General features: G+C 39.6%; 18 protein-coding genes and 1 pseudogene. 12 read left to right on the top strand and 7 right to left on the bottom strand.

Annotated features, from left to right (window positions below):
* The 3 genes and pseudogenes from ACNKXS_RS06405 to xrtF all read right to left on the bottom strand — a co-directional run.
* Nucleotides 1–222, bottom strand: a pseudogene (locus ACNKXS_RS06405) (hypothetical protein); the annotation flags it as partial.
* Nucleotides 223–304: 82 nt separating this feature from the next.
* On the bottom strand, nucleotides 305–751 hold the full coding sequence (locus tag ACNKXS_RS06400) for an exosortase F system-associated membrane protein (protein ID WP_417920108.1): 447 nt from the start codon (nucleotides 749–751) through the stop codon (nucleotides 305–307).
* Nucleotides 748–1296, bottom strand: a complete 549-nt coding sequence (gene xrtF / locus ACNKXS_RS06395; protein ID WP_417920107.1) for an exosortase family protein XrtF — start codon at nucleotides 1294–1296, stop codon at nucleotides 748–750. Before xrtF ends, ACNKXS_RS06400 begins: the two co-directional genes overlap by 4 nt.
* Before the next feature lie 89 nt (nucleotides 1297–1385).
* On the opposite strand from xrtF, the gene ACNKXS_RS06390 reads away from it, so the two are divergent.
* Nucleotides 1386–1841 (top strand): GAF domain-containing protein, encoded by a 456-nt coding sequence (locus ACNKXS_RS06390; RefSeq protein ID WP_417920106.1) that lies wholly within the window; start codon nucleotides 1386–1388, stop codon nucleotides 1839–1841.
* 299 nt (nucleotides 1842–2140) lie between these two features.
* Here ACNKXS_RS06390 and ACNKXS_RS06385 read toward each other — a convergent pair whose 3' ends face one another.
* Nucleotides 2141–3397, bottom strand: coding sequence for an ABC transporter permease (locus ACNKXS_RS06385; protein ID WP_295181904.1), 1257 nt, complete (start codon nucleotides 3395–3397; stop codon nucleotides 2141–2143).
* 146 nt (nucleotides 3398–3543) lie between these two features.
* Here ACNKXS_RS06385 and purH point away from each other — a divergent pair, with 146 nt between their 5' ends.
* From purH to rodA, 6 genes are read left to right on the top strand one after another with little or no spacing between them, the layout of a single operon-like run.
* Nucleotides 3544–5076 (top strand): bifunctional phosphoribosylaminoimidazolecarboxamide formyltransferase/IMP cyclohydrolase, encoded by a 1533-nt coding sequence (gene purH / locus ACNKXS_RS06380; protein WP_417920105.1) that lies wholly within the window; start codon nucleotides 3544–3546, stop codon nucleotides 5074–5076.
* A 41-nt stretch (nucleotides 5077–5117) separates the two neighbouring features.
* Nucleotides 5118–6146 carry a rod shape-determining protein gene (locus tag ACNKXS_RS06375; RefSeq protein WP_011710806.1) on the top strand — a complete coding sequence of 343 codons (1029 nt, stop codon included), beginning with the start codon at nucleotides 5118–5120 and terminating at the stop codon, nucleotides 6144–6146.
* Nucleotides 6147–6160: 14 nt separating this feature from the next.
* Nucleotides 6161–6985 carry a rod shape-determining protein MreC gene (mreC, locus tag ACNKXS_RS06370; RefSeq protein ID WP_405200406.1) on the top strand — a complete coding sequence of 275 codons (825 nt, stop codon included), beginning with the start codon at nucleotides 6161–6163 and terminating at the stop codon, nucleotides 6983–6985.
* A complete protein-coding gene (locus ACNKXS_RS06365; protein WP_417920104.1) occupies nucleotides 6975–7481 on the top strand; it encodes a rod shape-determining protein MreD in 507 nt (168 codons plus the stop codon). The genes mreC and ACNKXS_RS06365 overlap by 11 nt, the downstream gene beginning before the upstream one ends.
* On the top strand, nucleotides 7478–9346 hold the full coding sequence (gene mrdA, locus ACNKXS_RS06360) for a penicillin-binding protein 2 (protein ID WP_417920103.1): 1869 nt from the start codon (nucleotides 7478–7480) through the stop codon (nucleotides 9344–9346). Before ACNKXS_RS06365 ends, mrdA begins: the two co-directional genes overlap by 4 nt.
* Nucleotides 9347–10597 carry a rod shape-determining protein RodA gene (gene rodA, locus ACNKXS_RS06355; protein ID WP_417920102.1) on the top strand — a complete coding sequence of 417 codons (1251 nt, stop codon included), beginning with the start codon at nucleotides 9347–9349 and terminating at the stop codon, nucleotides 10595–10597.
* Nucleotides 10598–10733: 136 nt separating this feature from the next.
* Here rodA and ACNKXS_RS06350 read toward each other — a convergent pair whose 3' ends face one another.
* Nucleotides 10734–12887, bottom strand: a complete 2154-nt coding sequence (locus ACNKXS_RS06350; RefSeq protein WP_417920101.1) for a carboxy terminal-processing peptidase — start codon at nucleotides 12885–12887, stop codon at nucleotides 10734–10736.
* A 148-nt stretch (nucleotides 12888–13035) separates the two neighbouring features.
* Between ACNKXS_RS06350 and surE the strand changes: the two genes are divergently transcribed.
* Genes surE through ACNKXS_RS06325 form a run of 5 tightly spaced genes read left to right on the top strand, consistent with a single transcriptional unit; the run spans nucleotide 13036 to nucleotide 17822 of the window.
* Complete coding sequence (gene surE, locus ACNKXS_RS06345; protein WP_417920100.1) at nucleotides 13036–13818, top strand: 5'/3'-nucleotidase SurE; 783 nt, start codon at nucleotides 13036–13038, stop codon at nucleotides 13816–13818.
* Nucleotides 13811–14095, top strand: coding sequence for a hypothetical protein (locus ACNKXS_RS06340; protein WP_298526519.1), 285 nt, complete (start codon nucleotides 13811–13813; stop codon nucleotides 14093–14095). The genes surE and ACNKXS_RS06340 overlap by 8 nt, the downstream gene beginning before the upstream one ends.
* A complete protein-coding gene (gene lpxB, locus ACNKXS_RS06335; RefSeq protein WP_417920099.1) occupies nucleotides 14092–15201 on the top strand; it encodes a lipid-A-disaccharide synthase in 1110 nt (369 codons plus the stop codon). The genes ACNKXS_RS06340 and lpxB overlap by 4 nt, the downstream gene beginning before the upstream one ends.
* Before the next feature lie 3 nt (nucleotides 15202–15204).
* Nucleotides 15205–15762 carry a C40 family peptidase gene (locus ACNKXS_RS06330; RefSeq protein WP_417920098.1) on the top strand — a complete coding sequence of 186 codons (558 nt, stop codon included), beginning with the start codon at nucleotides 15205–15207 and terminating at the stop codon, nucleotides 15760–15762.
* Between the two features lie 53 nt (nucleotides 15763–15815).
* The gene (locus ACNKXS_RS06325; protein ID WP_417920150.1) at nucleotides 15816–17822 is read left to right on the top strand and encodes a ComEC/Rec2 family competence protein; all 2007 of its coding nucleotides are present in this window, start codon (nucleotides 15816–15818) and stop codon (nucleotides 17820–17822) included.
* A gap of 7 nt (nucleotides 17823–17829) precedes the next feature.
* On the opposite strand, the gene ACNKXS_RS06320 is transcribed toward ACNKXS_RS06325, so the two are convergent.
* Both ACNKXS_RS06320 and ACNKXS_RS06315 read right to left on the bottom strand, forming a co-directional pair.
* Nucleotides 17830–18372, bottom strand: coding sequence for a thioredoxin family protein (locus ACNKXS_RS06320; RefSeq protein ID WP_417920097.1), 543 nt, complete (start codon nucleotides 18370–18372; stop codon nucleotides 17830–17832).
* Nucleotides 18373–18447: 75 nt separating this feature from the next.
* Entirely contained in the window at nucleotides 18448–20235 is a 1788-nt protein-coding gene (locus ACNKXS_RS06315; protein ID WP_298246683.1) for a peptide MFS transporter, read from the bottom strand.
* Nucleotides 20236–20240 lie beyond the last annotated feature (5 nt).

Below are 20240 nucleotides of genomic sequence, written 5' to 3'. Positions count from 1 at the left end.
ATCAGTTTGAACCAGTGCGTCTTTTAATTCAAGGTATCCTTCGTATACTTTTGCTACAGAATCGTTTTCAAATTCTGCCTGCACTTCCTCCATATCTTCTTCAGTATCCATAATAACTTCCGAAGTAGATCCGTTTTCAGATTTCTTTTCAGCATCCCCACAGGACGAAATTCCTAGACCTGTAATTACCGCTAATCCTAAAATGATATATTTTATTTTCATCTATAAAGTTTTAAACAAAATTAAAGATTTCAATTTAGCTGGGACCCTAAAATACTCTAAAGAACTCTCAAATAGCCTCAATTCACTTTGTTGCCGAGGTTCTTTGGCTAATCCGGTAATAATAGAATGCAGGAAGCAGGATAAGCAGGAATAAAGGATGAATGAGAAATCTTCTTACATAGAATAAGGCGAGATAATGCTCTCTTTCGATGTTGAGGACCAGAAATATAAAAGCGCTTACAGCTCCCAGATAAAGCAGGGCGTAGAGGATAACCGAGAATTTGAGCATGCTCCTGTTCTGAAAAGCGATATAGATGATTCCCAGTGAGATTGCGCTATTAAGCGCATAGCGTATACTGAGGTGAATCATGAGTTCTGCCATGTTCATAGGCGGAATAATACCCAATAGATAATCTGACCTGAAAAACGCTATTAATGGATCGTAGAATAGACTATCTTCAAAAAAACGTATTGCTGCAAGTAGCAAAACCATGAAGCTAATAAGAATTATCTTATATCTTTTCTTCATGCTTTTTTGTATTTAGTGAAGATTCGTATCCATACCAGCCAGAGGAGGAAAACCATTCCGTAGATCGCTAGTGGAAAAAATATGGTGTGCATAAAACCAGAATATTGCGGGTACTCAAGTATACTCACAGAGAGTATTACGATTCGTAAAATATTCGTTGCATAGATAAGAGTGGCACCTGCAAAAATATAGATTAGAGTCGTGGAGGTTTTTCCAAAGAATGCCAGAATAAAGGAGGTGAATAGTATAATGATACTTGCTGAATTGCAACCCTCAACTATACCGGCTAGAAAATAACCTTCCACCATTAGTTTCATGGATAATCCTGTATAATGCATCACCACCTTGACGTTGTCGTAACCAAGAGCGTGCATCAAATCTCCACTCTGGTAGGCCACCAGTCTCGTGATGGCGTCTGGTACAGGCTGAGTTTGCTCATAAAACAAAAGAAATGCATTGTAAGCACTGGAAAATAGAAAATAGCTTCCCAGGAATACAAATATAAAACGCAATACCGTTTTGTATTTCTTGATGAGTTTCAGCAAAGTAGCGACTTGGTTTTTAACAAATTTATAGATTTAGGCACCATGCTTTACACGGCAAATTGAATACTTTTGCACCAAATATTGTTAATATGAATTTTCAGGAATTAAGACCACAAGTAGAACAGATTCTACAGGACTCGAATATAGATGTCAAACAGCGAATGACCCAGGTTTGTGAACTATTGGAGCAAAATATAAGTTATTATGACTGGGTTGGATTCTACTTCAAGAATGGAAATAAAGAAGAATTAAAATTGAAGGCATTTGCCGGGGAGCCAACAGATCATGAGATCATCCCATTCGGGAAGGGTATTTGCGGACAGGTAGCGGTAAGCAATCAGAATTTTGTTGTACCCGATGTAAAAGCACAGGATAATTATATAGCCTGTAGCATTAATGTAAAGGCAGAAATTGTAATACCGTTATTTGTAAATGGTGAAAATGTTGGGCAGATCGATATTGATAGCCACACAGCCGATCCTTTTACTGCGGAAGATGAAGAATTCCTGGTTTGGGTGAACCAGAAAGTAGCAGAGATCCTATAGATTACTCTTGAAGTTCAAAACAAAAAAACTCCTGATTTCTCAGGAGTTTTTTAGTTCTTATATCGTGTTCAAAATTACATCTGAAGTGCGATAATAAAGAAAAGAAATGCAAAAAATCCTACTAATTGTAGTATAGATAGCAGGTAATTCTTTTCGATCTCATTTCCCATTTCCATAGCTTTTTGTTTTAAAATTACATAAGCTATGTCTTTGATATCAGACCTTTAACTAACTTTAATTTTTTTTAGAATAATTTATGTGAAATATGTTCTGAAAATCGCTTTCCGTTAAGATAATATTTACATCCCGGTGCGAATTGCTTCCACAGGATCAAGTTTTGAGGCTGACATTGCTGGGATAATTCCCGAAACCAATCCTATAATTGCCGAAACCAGTGTTCCAATAAACATATTATACGGTGAAAGGACGAATTCAAAATCACCGGTAAACTGTGAGGCAACGATTGAAACCAGCCACACAAAGAACAATCCTACCAATCCTCCAATCACGGAGAGTATGACAGCTTCAAATAAGAATTGAGAAAGAATAAATTTATTTTTAGCTCCCAGAGATTTCTGAATACCAATAAGGTTGGTTCTTTCCTTAACACTAACAAACATAATATTCGCAATTCCGAAGCCTCCAACCAGTAAAGAAAATCCGCTAATCACCAAACCAATGATATTCAGCTGGCCTGTAATATTGTCTACAAATTCTGTAAGACCCTTTAACTCATTAACAAAAAAGTTGTTGATTTCTCCGGGCTTGATTCCGCGCATATTCCGAAGATTTTGTTCCAGTAAAGCGATAAACTCATCGCTATCTGCTCCGCTTTCAGGCTTCATCACCAATTGTGGAAATACCGTTCCCTTCGTAGTTCCGTAAACCAGTCGGGCAAAGTTCGCTGGCACAAAAGCCTGTCCATCCCTGGACCCGGTAAACAAGGACTGCCCCTGTTTCTTTAGCACTCCAATGACTGTTGCTCTACGTCCAAAAATTCGTATTTCTTCACCAATTCCATTCGAACCACCAAACAGCGTTTGCGCTACTTCATGACCCAGAACAACAACCCCAGATCCGCTTACAGATTCAGATTCGTTAAAAAACCGTCCTTCTGCGAGTTCCAGTGCTTCAATGTCGTAATATTCATGAGTAACTGCTCCTATATCCACACCACTACTGGTAACATCCTGATATTTGATCGCGGCTCCTCCGGGAATTCCCAAAACAAAACTAATATTATCAAGATCGGGTAAGCTCTTCTTTAGGTTCTGGTATTCCTCATAAGTTACATCTGGGAACTGCTGACTCTTCCATCTGGGTATATCGCTGGGTCCAAATTTAAACCTCATCACGATCACCGTACTATTGTCCAGTGAACTCAAACTTCCTGTAATATCTTTTTTTAATGAATCTACCGCTGCAAGAACAGCGATAATGGAGAAGATACCAATGGTCACCCCAAGTAGGGAAAGAAAGGTTCTAAGCTTATTATTAGTAAGAGCGCTAATCGCAAAATTGAAGCTCTCTTTAAGTACCCGTAAATAGATCAGCATAATTTAAAATCTGCTATTAACTCATGAATTTAAGATAGGACGCAGGATCCAAATTTTCGTTACAAAATTTATCGATAATTCATTAGTTGCACTTTTAAATTTTTCGCTTTATTGGTTACTTTTGCAGCTTTAACAAACACAACACAATGAGCGAATTAAAACAAGCAAAGTCTGCTTTAATTTCAGTCTTCAGTAAAGATGGTCTCGAACCTATCGTGAGAAAGCTGGATGAGCTGGGCATTACCATTTATTCCACTGGTGGAACCGAGAAATTTATCAAGGATCTTGGAATAGATGTGGTTCCTGTAGAGGATGTTACCTCCTACCCTTCAATACTAGGTGGCCGGGTAAAAACTCTTCATCCAAAAGTTTTTGGCGGAATTCTTAATCGCCAGGATCATGAAGGTGATGCGAAAGAACTGGAACAGTATGAAATCCCGCAGATAGACATTGTGATTGTGGATCTTTATCCTTTTGAGAAAACAGTTGCTTCGGGCGCTGCGGAACAGGATATTATAGAAAAGATAGATATTGGAGGTATTTCTTTGATTAGAGCTGCGGCTAAGAATTTCAAGGATGTAACCTGCGTTTCCTCCGTAGATGATTATGCTGAATTTTTAGAATTACTGAATGAGAAATCTGGCAATACTGAAATAGCAGATCGGAAAAAATTCGCTGCCAAAGCATTTAATATTTCCTCTCACTACGATTCAGCAATTTTTAATTATTTCAATGCTGATGGTGACATCAATTCTTTCAAACAAAGCGAACTAAAAGGTAAAGAGCTTCGATACGGAGAAAATCCTCATCAAAAAGGAACATTTTTCGGTGATTTCCATGCAATATTCGATCAGCTACATGGGAAAGAATTGAGCTATAACAACCTGCTGGATGTAGATGCTGCCGTGAACCTCATGAACGAGTTTAAAGGTGAAGCTCCAACATTCGCGATTTTAAAGCATAACAATGCCTGTGGTCTTGCACAAAGAGACTCGATCCACCAGGCTTATGCAGATGCCCTTGCCGGTGATCCTGTTTCAGCTTTTGGAGGAATTCTAATTAGCAATGTGGAAATAGATGCCGATACTGCTGAAGAAATCCACAAACTATTTTGTGAGGTGGTCATTGCCCCTTCATTCTCTGCGGAAGCTGAAGAAATATTAAAAGGCAAAAAGAACAGAATCCTGCTTATTCAGAAAGAAGTTGAACTTCCGAAGAATCAGGTGAGAACATGTCTTAACGGAGTTCTAGTTCAGGATAAAGATCTAAAAACCGATGCTATCGAAGATCTTAAGCTGGCAACCAGCAATAAAGCAACAGATTCTGAGTTATCTGACATGATATTTGCTTCCAAGATCTGCAAGCATACAAAGTCAAATACGATCGTTCTGGCGAAAAACAAACAATTATGTGCAAGTGGTACCGGGCAAACGTCCAGAGTAGATGCTCTAACACATAGTATTGCCAAAGCGAAATCATTTGATTTTAACTTAAATGGTGCCGTGATGGCTAGTGATGCATTCTTCCCTTTTCCAGATTGTGTGGAAATTGCGGGAAATGCCGGAATTACGGCGGTTATCCAGCCAGGGGGAAGCATCAAGGATGAACTGAGCATCAACTATTGCAACGAAAATAATATCGCAATGGTGATGACCGGGACACGCCATTTTAAACATTAAATTCATTACATTTACCCAAACCTCAACACCTAATAAACACTATGGGATTTTTTGACTTTCTCATTGAAGAAATTGCAATCGATTTAGGAACCGCCAACACTTTGATCATACATAATGACAAGGTAGTTGTGGATAGCCCTTCGATAGTTGCCAGGGACAGAACTTCTGGTAAAATTACCGCAGTAGGTAAAGAAGCTGCGATGATGCAGGGAAAAACTCATGAGAATATCAAAACCATCAGGCCGTTAAAAGATGGGGTGATTGCCGATTTTGATGCCAGTGAGAAAATGCTCACGATGTTCATAAAGGAGATCCCGGCGCTCAAAAAGAAACTTTTTACTCCTGCACTTCGAATGGTAATCTGTATTCCATCTGGAATTACAGAGGTCGAAATGCGAGCTGTAAAGGAAAGTGCAGAGCGGGTAAATGGAAAAGAAGTATACTTGATCCATGAACCAATGGCTGCGGCCATTGGTATTGGAGTAGATATCATGCAACCAAAAGGAAACATGATCGTGGATATAGGAGGTGGTACTACTGAAATTGCTGTAATTGCTCTTGGAGGGATCGTATGTGATAAATCTGTGAAGATCGCAGGAGATGTATTTACCAATGACATCGTATATTACATGCGTACGCAGCATAACCTTTATGTTGGTGAGCGTACTGCGGAAAAAATTAAAATCCAAATTGGTGCTGCGACTGAAGATCTTGAAGTCCCGCCAGACGAAATGAGCGTACAGGGACGTGACTTGCTTACCGGAAAACCTAAGCAGGTGAACATTTCTTATCGTGAAATTGCCAAAGCGCTGGACAAGTCTATTCTTAGGATCGAGGATGCCGTAATGGAAACTCTTTCCCAAACACCACCAGAACTGGCTGCCGATATTTATAATACAGGTATTTATCTCGCCGGTGGTGGTTCTATGCTTAGAGGACTAGACAAACGTCTTTCTCAAAAAACAGATCTTCCGGTTTATATAGCTGAAGATCCGTTAAGAGCCGTTGTTCGTGGAACCGGAATTTGCCTTAAAACACTGAACCGATACAAAGGAATTTTGATCAAGTAGGAGAAGCTTAATTTATGCAGCAGATTTTCAATTTCCTTATTAGGAATAAGAATTCAATTCTATTCCTGTTCCTGTTTGCTGTCTCTATTTTTCTCACAGTTCAAAATCACTCCTTCCATAAGAGCAGGTTTATAAGTTCTGCAAACTGGGTGACCGGTGGTGTATACTCATGGTCCAATGGCATCAACACCTACTTGAACCTGGAAGAGTACAATGAACGACTGATCACTGAAAACAATCAGCTTCGAAATATCATTTCTAATATGAATGATAGTATTTCAATTTCAAAACAGCTGGACAGTACATCATTTGAAGGAGATTACATTTTCAGACCGTCTCGCGTTATCAATAATAACTTTGCTAAAGTTGATAATTATCTGACTCTTAACCGGGGTGAAAATTCAGGAATTCAAAAAGAGTTTGGAGTAATCACCAGCCAGGGAATTGTTGGCATCGTAGATAGAGTTAATAATAAGTATTCCCGGGTTATTTCAATTCTGAACAGCAGATCCAGGATCAATGCACAATTAAGCAGTACCAATCATTTTGGTAGTCTCGTGTGGAATGGTGAAGATCCAAATATCGTACAGTTAATCGATGTTCCCAGACAGGCTCCGGTCCAAAAAGGAGATACGATCATTACGGGTGGCCGGTCGCTAATTTTTCCTGAAGGATTACCAATTGGTAGTATCGAAGATTTCACATTGGATCAAACCCAAAGTTATTACACGATCAACATCAAGCTATTTAATGACATGACTAATATTGGTTATGTTTATGTAATAGAGAACATCAATAAAGACGAAATCAAGGAATTGCAGGAGCCAGATGAACAGTAAACTACTATCAAATATTGCACGCTTCGTGATCCTGATATTTTTACAGGTTCTAATTCTGAATAACATCAATTTTCTGGGATATATCAATCCGTATCTATACGTGTTGTTCATTCTACTTTATCCCTTTGCCGGAAACCAAAGTCTGTTCCTCCTTTTATCCTTTTTGCTGGGATTAAGCATTGATATTTTTGAGGACAGCGGCGGGATCAATGCGGCTGCATGTCTGGTCGCTGCTTTTGCCCGACCGAACCTGCTACGGTTCTCCTTTGGAATTAGTTATGACCATCAGAATATTAGGCTGGCCTTTACGCCTTTTGGAGCAAAATTCAGTTATGTTTCCCTGATCGTTCTAATCCACCATTTCGTATTTTTTTCCTTGGAAATATTTAGTGTAAATCATATACTTCTAATACTCAAGAAAACTCTTTTTTCAAGTATCTTTTCAGTAGTTCTAATATTGCTGTCATTAACACTTTTCAGTAGAAAACATCGATGAGAAAATTATTGCTGTATATCACGATCCTTACCACAGGTCTTATTTTCCTGGGGAGATTGTTCTATCTACAGGTCATCGATACTTCCCTGGCGATTCGATCGCAGGATAACGCCATCAAAGTTATTTACGATTACCCGCAGCGTGGATATATCTATGATCGTAATGGGGAACTTATGGTAAGTAACCAGCCTTCTTATGACGTCATGGTTATTCCTAGAAACCTCAAACCTTTCGACACGACCGAATTTTGTAATATTCTGAATCTATCCCGGGAAGAACTGGAAAAGAAACTGGATAAGGCAAAGATCTATTCTCCCATGTTACCTTCAGTAGTAATCCCTCAACTTACCAAAAGTGAGTACGCGATACTTCAGGAGAAAATGAGAAACTACCAGGGATTTTATATTCAGAAGAGATCATTAAGGGATTACCAGGTTGATCACAGCGCGAATGTGCTTGGATATATTGCTGAAGTAAACCAGAAGATCGTTAATGATAATCCATATTATATTTCTGGTGACCTTATAGGCCGGGCTGGTGTGGAAAGTTATTACGAAGAACTTTTAAGAGGTGAGAAAGGTGTAAAATATATTCAAAAGGATAGATTCAACAGGGATATAGGACCTTACAAAGAAGGTGTTTTTGACTCTTTGCCGGAAAAAGGCAAGGATATCACCTTAACTATCGACGCTATTCTGCAGGATTACGGTACAAAATTAATGGAAAATAAGCGCGGTGGTATTGTTGCGCTGGAACCTAACACCGGGGAGATCTTAACCCTGATCACTGCTCCAACTTATAATCCAGCAGATCTGGTGGGAAGAAAACGCTCTCCAAATTTTACCAAATTATATCTGGATGAAGACGCAAAACCACTTTATGACCGTGGTCTTTTAGCTGAATATCCTCCAGGATCTCCATTTAAAACCTTGAATGCCTTGATCGGACTTCAGGAAAATGTGGTAGATACAGATGATTCTTTTTCCTGTAATCACGGGTATGCATATGGCCGCGGAAGGAAACTGGGTTGTCACGCACATAGTAGCCCGCTAAGTATGATCCCGGGAATTGCCCAATCCTGTAATGCATATTTTGCAAACGTTTATCGTCGTATCATCGAGAAATATCCTAGTCCGCAGGAAGGAATGGACGCCTGGAATGCACATTTAAAGAGTTTTGGACTTGGAGATTACCTGGGATCTGACCTTAGTACAGGAAGATCCGGTAAAATTCCGGATTCTGAGTATTATAATAAGATCTACGATTATCCAACTTACAAATGGTATGCTACAGCAACTCTTTCCAACGCGATTGGACAGGGAGAGGTTCTAATGACGCCAATTCAACTGGCGAACATGGCGGCTACTATTGGAAATAAAGGCTGGTTCTACACTCCGCATATTCTAAAAGAGGTAAATGGGCAACCAATTAAAGAAGAAAAGTACACTACAAAGAATGTTACCACCATTGAGAAAAGACATTTTGAACCTGTAGTGGAAGGAATGCACGAAGTTTATAAGAGCGGAACAGCTTCTGCTTTAAGAATCCCGGGAATAGAAATAGCAGGTAAAACGGGTACTGCGGAAAATTTTACAAAAATTGATGGAAAAAGGGTTCAGCTAACAGATCACTCGATCTTTGTAGCCTTTGCTCCTGTAGATAATCCTAAGATCGCGATTGCAGTGTTCGTGGAAAATGGATACTGGGGTGGTCGCTATGCCGGAAGAATTGCCAGTTTGATGATCGAAAAATATCTGAAAGGAACTATTACCAGAAAAGATATGGAAGACTGGATCCTCTCACATAGCCTGGAAGACGAATATGCCAAGCCATTAAGCGGCGAACCCTTCATAATTAACAGATAAATGGCGAGAAGCAATGGAGCCAGTTTTGACTGGATAAGTATCTTAATCTATTTAGCACTTATACTTTTTGGTTGGGCAAATATATATTCTGCTTCATTGGGATCTACCAGCGGTTCTTTTTTTGACCTTGAACAGCCTTATGGAAAACAGGCTCTGTTCGTAGGTCTTAGCATATTTCTAGTTATTATCATTTTATCTATAGAAGCAAAATTTTACCAGCGCTTTTCGAGTATTATATATTTAGTATCGCTTCTCTCCCTAGCCGGACTCTTTGTCTTCGGAAAAACAATTTCAGGAGCAACTTCCTGGTATTCCTTTGGAAGCTTTGGGCTTCAACCATCAGAATTTGCCAAATTTGCCACCGCACTAGCCCTGGCGAAATATCTTAGTGATATTCAAACCAACATTCGAAGACTTGATCACCAGGTCAAGGCTTTAATCATTATCGCAATTCCTGCAATTCTAATAGTACCTCAGCCAGATCCAGGAAGTGCCCTGGTTTACGCTGCTTTCTTTTTTCCATTATATCGTGAAGGTCTTTCTGGCTTTTACCTTATAACCGGACTATCGGCCGTCGCCGTATTTATTTTGACCCTCATTATTGGCCCCATCTGGGTTAGTGTAGTAGTTGCTGTCATTGCTTTAGTGATGTTCTTTATGAAGTCACGCAAGGGACCAGGCAAAGTACTGATAAGCGTATTTGCGATCATATCCATTGCGTTAAGCTTTTCAGTAAATTATATCTTTGAGAATGTCTTTGAACAGCGTCACCGGGATCGTTTCAACATTGTACTGGGAAAAGAGGTAGATTCCAGAGGTATTGGATACAACACCAACCAGAGTGAGATCGCGATTGGTAGCGGAGGATGGTTTGGCAAAGGCTGGACCGAAGGAACTCAAACAAAAGGTCATTTTGTGCCAGAGCAACATACAGATTATATATTCAGTACAGTTGGAGAAGAATGGGGCTTCTTAGGTAGCGCAATGGTTGTATTCCTGTTTGTAGGCCTGTTGTTAAGACTAATAGTTCTGGCCGAAAGACAAAGAAATCAATTCTACCGGATTTACGGTTACTCAGTCATTGGTATTCTATTCATTCACTTTCTGGTGAACATAGGTATGGTGATAGGTATTTTTCCAACAGTTGGTATCCCCTTGCCTTTCTTTAGTTATGGTGGCTCAGGTCTCTGGGGATTCACTATACTGCTGTTTATATTTATCAAACTCGACAGCGACAGGCTATCTTATTAAGAGCACTGCTCTGCCATAAGTAGTATCGCAGCTATTAGAAGAATGATAAAAGGATAGATATATTTACGTTTCATAATTTCAGTATTGCGCATAAAAAAACCCGGAATTTCTCCCGGGTCATATTTAATTCTATGTTTTAGCTTTTCACTTTTTGAGATTTGTCCACACCTGCCATTTTATTTCTGGTAATGTTGTTCATCTTCATATCTGAAAGTACATTTACAGCTTCCTCAATATAGACATCTTTACTAAGGCTCTCATGCCATCTCAGCCTCTTTTCTTTCAGAATAGTATCTGTAGCAAAAAGTTGCTCTTCAAAAGGTAATGAGTTATAAGTCAGATTCGTTTTATAATCTCTGATAGCTTCAAACTGCTTCGCCATTTCTTTATCTTCCGCAGCTTGCGCAGCATATTGAGCATAATTTAATGGGTAACTAGTTTCATCACTCTGAGTCTTCACCCATTTTGCATTTTCCTCGATCATCTTCAACTGAGTGTTAGAACTCATTCGTTCCTTACTGGCAGTGATTGCTTCATCATAACCAACATAACCATCCCAGATATCATAATCTGCCGCATCGATCTTATCCCATGGTAATGGGTTTTCCTGATCTTTTTCACCAATATCTACAAAACTGTAACGATCTGGAACCACAACATCACTCTTCACACCTTCCAGTTGGGTAGAACCACCATTGACGCGGTAGAACTTCTGGGTAGTGATCTTTAAAGCTCCCATATCGCCCATTTCATTATTTCGTAGCCATCTATTCAGGTCGATCACATTTTGCACTGTTCCTTTTCCATAAGTTTGCTTACTTCCAATAATGATAGCTCTTTTATAATCCTGCATCGCAGCAGCCAGAATTTCTGAAGCTGAAGCTGAAAGTTCGTTTACCAGGATTACCAAAGGGCCATCCCATAATACCTGAGGATCTTCATCCTTTAGTACTTCTTTTCTTTGTCCGTTAGATTTTACCTGAACGATTGGACCTTCCTCGATAAACATCCCGGCAATATCCACTACGGTTTTTAGTGAACCACCACCATTATTTCTAAGGTCAAGAACCAAACCTTCCATTCCCTCCTGTTTCAGTCTAATAATATCTTCTTTAATATCTGAAGCAGCATTCCTGCTATTGTAATCTTCCATATCGAAATAGAATTTCGGAAGGTTTATGATTCCGAAGTTCTTCCCATCTTTCTTTACCATAGAAGTCTTCGCATACGTTTCTTCGATCTCGATCACATCTCTAACCAAAACTACATCTTCGATATTTCCCATCACTTTTTTACGCACTGTAAGCGTTACTTTAGTGTCTTTAGGGCCCTTGATAAGATCCACTGCGTCATCGAGTCTCATTCCCACGATACTCACGGCATCTTCCTCATCTTCCTGCTTTACTTTCAAGATCACATCACCTTCCGTAATCTCATCACTTCTCCAGGCTGGACCTCCAGAGATCACTTCAGTAATCGTAATATTGTCGCTGTCTTTTACTAATCTTGCTCCAATTCCTTCCAGCTTACCAGACATAGCTATATCGAACCTGTCCTTGTCCTGTGGTGCGAAATAGAAGGTATGTGGATCAAATTCTTCCACGATAGCGTTGATGTATACTGAAAAATAATCCTCTCTTTCAAGATCATCAGTAAAATCATAATATCGTTCCATGTTAGAGAGCGTAGATTCCCTTGCTTGTTTTTCCAGTTCAGTATCAGATTTTACCTCGTATGAATCATCTGCTTCCTTCCTGCTCTCTTCATCCTCCTTTAGATCATGATAAGTTATTAACGTATTAAACTTGAGTTGCTCTTTCCACCTTTTGGTTAATTCAGCTTTTGAAGAAACATATTTCAGGTTATCATAATCTGTATCGATCTTTTCATTTTCAGAAAAGTCAAATGGCTCTGCAAGTATTTCTTTGTAGATAGATCTCGCCTCTTCCATTCTCTGCTGAAGCCTTCCGTAGGTAAGATTGAAAAACTCAATATTTTTGCCCTTGATTTGATCGTCGATCTGATCCTTAAAAGAACTGAAATCTTCAATATCCTCTTTGTAAAAAAATCTTTTTGAAGGATCCATTCCTTCAAGATAATCCTCATATACATTCGCTGAAAACTCATCATTGATCTCCTTGGCATCATAGTGTCCCTGGTTAAGAACATAGGTGATAAGGTCTATCAATAATTTATCCTTATCTGGGTCGTCAAAAGTCTTAGTTGTAAAACTACAGGACGCAGCTGCCATGAAGACCATGACCGCCAGTAATTTAAAATTCCTTTTCATAATTCTTTTTAATTTCGTCATCGCGTGGTTACATCTAGTACAGTAAAAACTATGCCAACAGACACTTAGAAACCGACTAATTTGTCAAACCACTAATATAACGTTTCCTTATTTAAATTCTTATTTTAGCTAAACCAAATAAAACTGCATGAACAAGAAGAAACCACTAATTCTGGTTACTAATGACGATGGAATCACCGCTCCCGGAATTCGAACTCTTATCGAAGTAATGAAGGAAATTGGTGACGTGGTGGTGGTCGCTCCAGATAGCCCTCAAAGTGGAATGGGTCACGCCATTACAATTAGCGATACCTTATTTTGCGAACAGGTCACTATCAAGGAATCTTATAAACATAAAGAATACAGCTGCTCGGGAACTCCGGCAGACTGTGTGAAAATCGCTACCCAGGAGATCCTTGACCGCAAGCCAGATCTTTGCGTAAGCGGTATTAATCATGGCTCCAACAGCTCTATCAATGTTATTTACTCCGGCACGATGAGTGCTGCGGTAGAAGCTGGAATTGAAGGAATACCGGCCATTGGCTTTTCACTTCTGGACTACTCGCTGAACGCCGACTTTGAGCCTGCCAGAAAATATGTAAAAGCGATCGTTAGAAATACACTCAAAAATGGTCTTCCTGAAGGAGTTGTTCTCAACGTGAACATTCCCAAGCTTGATGCTGGTGACATAAAAGGCTTGAAGGTATGCAGACAGGCCAATGCCCATTGGGAAGAGGAGTTCGATAAAAGAAGGAGTCCGCAGGGTCGCGATTATTACTGGCTTACAGGAACCTTTGTAAATAAAGACGTTGGTAAGGATACAGATGAGCAGGCGCTGGCAGATGGGTATGTTTCCATAGTTCCTGTACAGTTCGATCTTACTGCACACCATTTTCTAAAAGAACTGAATAACTGGGAATTTAATGATTAAACAGAATATTCTAACAGGCTTTATCACCGGGCTGGCTGCGAACATCGCCGGTGTCCTGGTATATACAGGATTATTCTCTAATGCCGGGATCGATGCCACGTTAGCCGATGCTGTTGCAAACGACTACCTTGGAAAGGTCGTCGCTTTAGGTGCTATTCTCAACTTCCTTCCATTTTATATTTTTCTTCGGAAGAAGCAGAATTACCATGCACGTGGAGTACTGTTAGCAACTATTACTGTAGCAGTCGCTGTAGCGATTTACAAATTCGTGTTATGAAGTATTATATAATAGCCGGCGAAGCTTCCGGAGACCTGCACGCCTCCAATTTAATGAAAGCTCTGAAGGAAGAGGATCCTGATGCAGATTTCAGATTTTGGGGTGGCGATCTCATGCAGGCTCAGGGTGGAAAAATGGTAAAACATTATCGCGAACTGGCCTTTATGGGTTTTGCTGAAGTTATTATGAACCTGCGTACCATCTTCAGTAATATCAAATTATGTAAAGAGGACATTAAAAGTTATAACCCTGATGTGATCATTTATATCGATTACCCGGGATTTAACATGCGTATTGCTGAATGGGCTAAGAAACAAGGGTACCAGAACCACTATTATATATCTCCACAAATCTGGGCCTGGAAAGAAAACCGAATCAAAAAGATCAAAAGAGACGTTGATCATATGTACGTGATTCTGCCTTTTGAGAAACAATTTTATGAGGAGAAACACAACTTCCCGGTAGAATTTGTAGGTCACCCACTGTTGGATGCCATACAGGACAGGCAACCTCCTCAAGCTGAAGAATTTAGAAAAGAACACAATTTAGGTAATAAGCCTATAATTGCGCTATTACCCGGAAGCCGAAAACAGGAAATTGAAAAAATGCTGAGTATCATGCTTAGTGTTACAGATCATTTTAAAGATTATCAATTCGTGATTGCTGGAGCACCCAGCCAGGATAGTGAATTTTACCAGGAATTTACCAGCAGAAAGAATGTAAGTCTTATCATGAATAAAACTTACGATGTGCTAAGTCTTGCGCATGCAGCGTTAGTGACTTCTGGAACTGCAACCCTGGAAACCGCACTCTTCAAGGTGCCTGAAGTAGTATGCTACAAAGGGAGTTATATCTCTTATCACATAGCCAAACGTATCATTAACCTGGATTATATCTCATTAGTCAATTTGATCATGGATCGCGAGGTAGTGAAGGAATTAATTCAAAGTGAGCTCAATACTGAAAATTTGAAAAAAGAACTTACCAAGATACTACAGGAGGATAAACGTGAAGAGATTTTTAGTGAGTACCATGAACTTGAATTGAAGCTTGGTGGTGCTGGTGCCAGTAAAAATACAGCGAAACTCATCATGAAAAATATATAATTTATGAAGACAGCGATACTTCTAAAGTTAATAATTGCCACTATGTTGATCGCTACCCTTAGCTCCTGCGGAAGCAGATCAAGGGTGATCACCACTAAAGAAGCACAATCCAAGGTTTCAAGAAGCGAAAAGAAACTGGAAAGACTGGAGGATGCTGTTGAGCCGGAAGCTAATGTTAGAGTGGCTGAGAAGATCGTAAGACACGCCAGAGGTTTTGAAGGCACCAGGTACAAGTTTGGTGGCACAACCAAAAAAGGTATGGACTGTTCAGGGCTGGTCTATGTGAGCTTTCTGGAAGAAGGCTTATCACTCCCCAGAACTTCCCGGGCGATGTCTCTGCAAGGAAAGAGATTGTATTTAAAGGAAGTTAGTACGGGAGACCTGTTGTTTTTTGAAACAAATAAGAACAAAAAGGTCATAAATCATGTTGGTTTGGTTGTGCAAGCCGACCGAGACAACATTTACTTCATCCATTCATCTACTTCCAGGGGCGTTATTATCTCTTCATTATCAGAAACTTACTGGAAAGATAATTTTGTGATGGCACGTCGCGTGATTTAAAAAATTACTTACTTTCAGGCGATTAATTCTATGGCTTGAAAAGTTCCGGATTCGTGTTTATCAGGCTTAGCCTTTATCTGTTAGCAGGCATACTGCTAGGCTTCTCTTTTACTGTAAATTTGCGTTTAAGCTTAGTGATAACTACAAGTTGTCTCCTATTCTTTTTGATTGCGTATTACAGAAGCTCGAGATTAATCTTTCCAGATATCATCTTCGGAATAGTCACTTTTCTATTAGTCGCAAGTGTTGGATTTACCGCTGTTCAGCTTAGGCAACCGGAAAATATAAGTTCACATTATACCAATTTTGATATCGAAGCAGGGCAAATTCTTAAAGCTGAAGTTTCCGAAGAGTTGAAACCGAACCAGTATAATTCCAGGTATTTTATTGAAGCCAGATCCCTTCAGAACAAAGAAGAATTTCAACAACTTTCCGGAAAAATCCTTCTCAGCATCAGGAGTAATTTAAATGAGGGTATGAATTTAAAGCCTGGTGATATCCTGTTGCTACCTTTTACTCCGGAGCTTATTAAACCACCAGCCAACCCGTTCAAGTTTAGTTACCGGGAATACCTGGAGGGATTGAAGATACACCGCCAATTGCAATTAACTCCTTCAGAAGTAGAGGTACTTTCTTTTAATTATAGTTTACACAGTTATTCCAGGTCATTTCGAACCGATCTGATCGAGAGTGTTCGAGAATATAATTTTTCGCAAAATGAACTTGCGGTTTTTCAAGCATTAATTCTTGGTCAGCGCAGCGACCTGAATGACAAACTTTACAAGGATTACGCTGCTGCGGGTGCCGTGCATATTCTCGCAATTAGCGGACTTCATATTGGTATCCTTCTAATCATGCTTAACTGGCTTTTAAAACCTCTAAAAAAATATAAGGTGGGTAAATGGTTAAGTTTATTGCTATGCATCGTACTGCTATGGGGTTTTGCGGTGTTCACAGGACTCCAACCATCTGTTGTAAGAGCAGTAACCATGTTTAGCTTCCTTGCAATTGGTCTTAATCTGAAGAGGAAAACAGGAGCTTTTAACAGCCTTGCCTTATCATTCTTTTTCCTGTTACTTATCGACCCTTATTACGTTCTGCAGGTTGGCTTTCAGCTAAGTTATCTCGCGGTATTCAGTATTTTACTGATCCAACCGAAACTTTATGGACTAATAAGTATCGATCATAAGTTCCTCGATTATTTCTGGAAACTAAGTTCGGTTAGTATTGCTGCACAACTAGGTGTTCTGCCGCTTAGCATCTATTATTTCCATCAGTTTCCCGGACTGTTTCTGCTCACCAACCTATTTATTTTACCTTTTCTGGGCGTTGTGCTTTTCTCAGGAATTCTCGTATTGATACTGGCATATGTAGGCTGGTTACCAGATTTGTTGGTGTGGCTTTTCAACAAACTGCTGTCTATCATGAATTGGGTAGTAACCGAAATTGCTTCTTTCAAACCATTCGTTTTTTCAAATATTGATTTGAATATGTTCCAAACGATCGCCCTCTATTTACTATTAATTGGGATCATGATGATCTTGCAGAAATTAAACTATAGAAACCTGATCGCCTTTGCCATAGGGATTATTATACTTCAGCTTAGTTTTATTGCTAATAAGTTTTCGAATCCTTCAGCTGAAATTGTGGTTATGCATCGCTACAAGGAAAGTATGATCACTTTTAAGGAAAACAAGAATTTAATAGTGGCTACAAGCACTTCCGAAGCAGCCGAACTAATTGATTATATACGGGAAAGGAAAATAGAAGAGCTGGAAAAAACCAGTTTAGAGGATTTTTATATGACTCCGGAAGGTCTGCTTTATATACAAAGCGATAGTATCAATCTGCCAGAACTGGAAATCCATCCTGATATTCTTTTACTTCGGAATTCTCCAAAGGTGAATTTTGATAGGTTACTGATGAATTCTCAACCGAAACAAATCATAGCCGATGGAAGTAATTATCCATATTTGATCAAGAAATGGAAAGCGACTGCCAGTAATAAAAAAATCCCTTTCCATGCCACTGCTGAAAAGGGAGCCTATATGATGAGGTAATCTATTTCTAACCAGAGAATTTACTTTCGAAGTTCTCCTGGTAAGCTTTCCAGTCTTCCTCTGTAGTTACATTTTTGTAATCATTGGAAGCAAAAACCTTCAAAAAGATCTCCAGTTTTTGAGGAGTAAGATACCCTTTAAGAGGAGAAAGAAACTTGCCTTTTTCATCGAAGAAAACCATCGTTGGGTAAGCATTTACTCCCATTGCCAGAGCAAATTCATGTACAGAATTTCTTCCTTTTTTGTCTGCCTGGTAATTTGGATTCTTGAATACCTTGTCGTTGTATTTTACCACCTCATTGCCTTCAGCATTAAACTTTACGGCATAATAGTGCTTGTTGATATAGCTGGCTACATCCTCATTACCAAAAGTATTTTTATCCAGAAGTTTACATGGACCACACCAGGTAGTGTAGGCATCGACAAAAATCTTTCTTGGCTCCTTCTTTTGAGCTTCCAAAGCTTCGTTCATGCTCATCCAGTTAATCTCCTGCGCCTGTACCGCCGAAATAGCCGATATAAATGTTAGAAAGAATATTAGTTTTTTCATAAGCTAAAATTAATGAATTTAGCTAAAAGCAAAAAGCGTTCCTAAGCTAATAGAAACGCTTTGATAAAGCTTTCATTATTTGATTCCGTGCATTAATCTCTTCAGCAATGGATTTAGCAAAGCTACCAACAATCCACCGGCGATAGGAACTATGGTGAATATGAGGAAAAAGGTAGAAAGGTCATACTGTTCTGTAACAGATTCGATCATACCTCCAAGTGAACCGGCAAGTTTGTTTCCAATGGCTATCGCCAGGTACCACATTCCAAACATAAAGGCGATCATTCTTGCTGGCACCAGTTTACTTACATAAGATAATCCAAGTGGCGATAAACATAATTCACCAAGGGTATGTAACAGGTAGGCCAGAATAAGCCAGATCATGCTCACTTTTGCTCCTTCTGCTAGTCCGCTTGACCCGAGAGCCAGTAGTCCAAATCCGAGTCCAAGAAGCACAAGCCCAAAGCAGTATTTGTAAGCAGCAGAGGGATTGTATTTACTCTCCCACCATTTCGAGAAGAAAGAGGCAAATACTATAATAAAGAAGGAGTTCAAAATGCTAAACCATGACACAGTGATCTCGGTCGTTGCTGCTGAAAATTCACGCACCAACATCCAGATCACCAGAGCCCAGATCCCCGCAAAGCATATTCCCAGGATTATATTTGAACCAGGTATTTTTGAAAAAGTCTGTTTCCATAAAAGATAAAGTACCCAGGTAATGATTGCCAGCGGAACTACCGTAAGCAGTGCATTCATGACATTAAAGATCATCGCTGAATTTCCAGTAAGTACCCTGTCCACATTATCTCTTGCAAAAATGATAAGTGATGAAGCTCCCTGTTCAAATGCCAGGAAGAAAAACACTGTAAACACAGCAAAAATGATCACTGCGATTAATCTGTCTCTAACTATAGGCGCATAGCGAGAGATTCTGGAAATAACCAGCACCAGAAATAATGCGAGACCGATCAATGCCATTCCAATTGGTCCTGAAAATGGCTCACCTCCAAGATCAAAAGGCATCACAACTGGGAGTAAGTTCAGATCACCGATCCTGGATACCGGATCGTTAATGAGATAGAGCAATCCAATGGTGGCAGATGCGAATACAAGAATTTTATCGAGTAATGTAAAAGGATTAGGCTTATGACTAACGCCTTTACTCTCTTCCTCCCTTAGGTGCTTTGCTTCCAACTCTTTGTCTGGCACTCCTCCTATTTTTCCAAATAAAGGTTTAGCCAGCCAGAATTGTAAAGTTCCTAGAAGCATGAAGATTCCGGCAAGGCCAAATCCCCAGCTCCAGCCAATTTTTTCAGCTAGATATCCGCAAAGCATCATTCCAAAAAATGCTCCGGCATTTACACCCATATAAAAGATAGTGTATGCACCATCTTTTTTATCAGTTTTGCCTTCATACATTTCAGAAATGATGGAGGTGATATTCGGTTTAAAGAAACCAGTTCCAATAACCAGTAAACCAAGTCCAAGATAAAGGGAAGTTTCGGTTTCCAGCGCCATGGAAGCATGACCCAGAGTCATTATCGCAGCACCTATGATCACTGCCCATCGGTAGCCAGTAAATTTATCTGCGATGAGTCCGCCCAGAATTGGAGTTAAATATAGCAGTCCTGCATAAGTTCCGAAGAGAGCTCCTGCATTTTCTGCAGTCCATCCCCAACCTGGGTTATCTACTCCTACGATAGCCATCGTTAGGAAATTCACCAAAAGCACCCGCATTCCGTAGAACGAAAAGCGTTCCCACATTTCGGTAAAGAAGAGGACAAAAAGTCCTGCAGGATGGCCTAAAACTTTACTTTTAAAAAAGTCATTTTCTACATTAACTTCTCCGTTGGCTGTCATATTTA

The sequence above is a fragment of the Christiangramia marina genome (assembly GCF_048285865.1).
GTDB lineage: Bacteria > Bacteroidota > Bacteroidia > Flavobacteriales > Flavobacteriaceae > Christiangramia > Christiangramia marina.
Note: the sequence above shows the minus strand (reverse complement) of the source record. Positions and strands in the feature narration are given on the sequence as shown.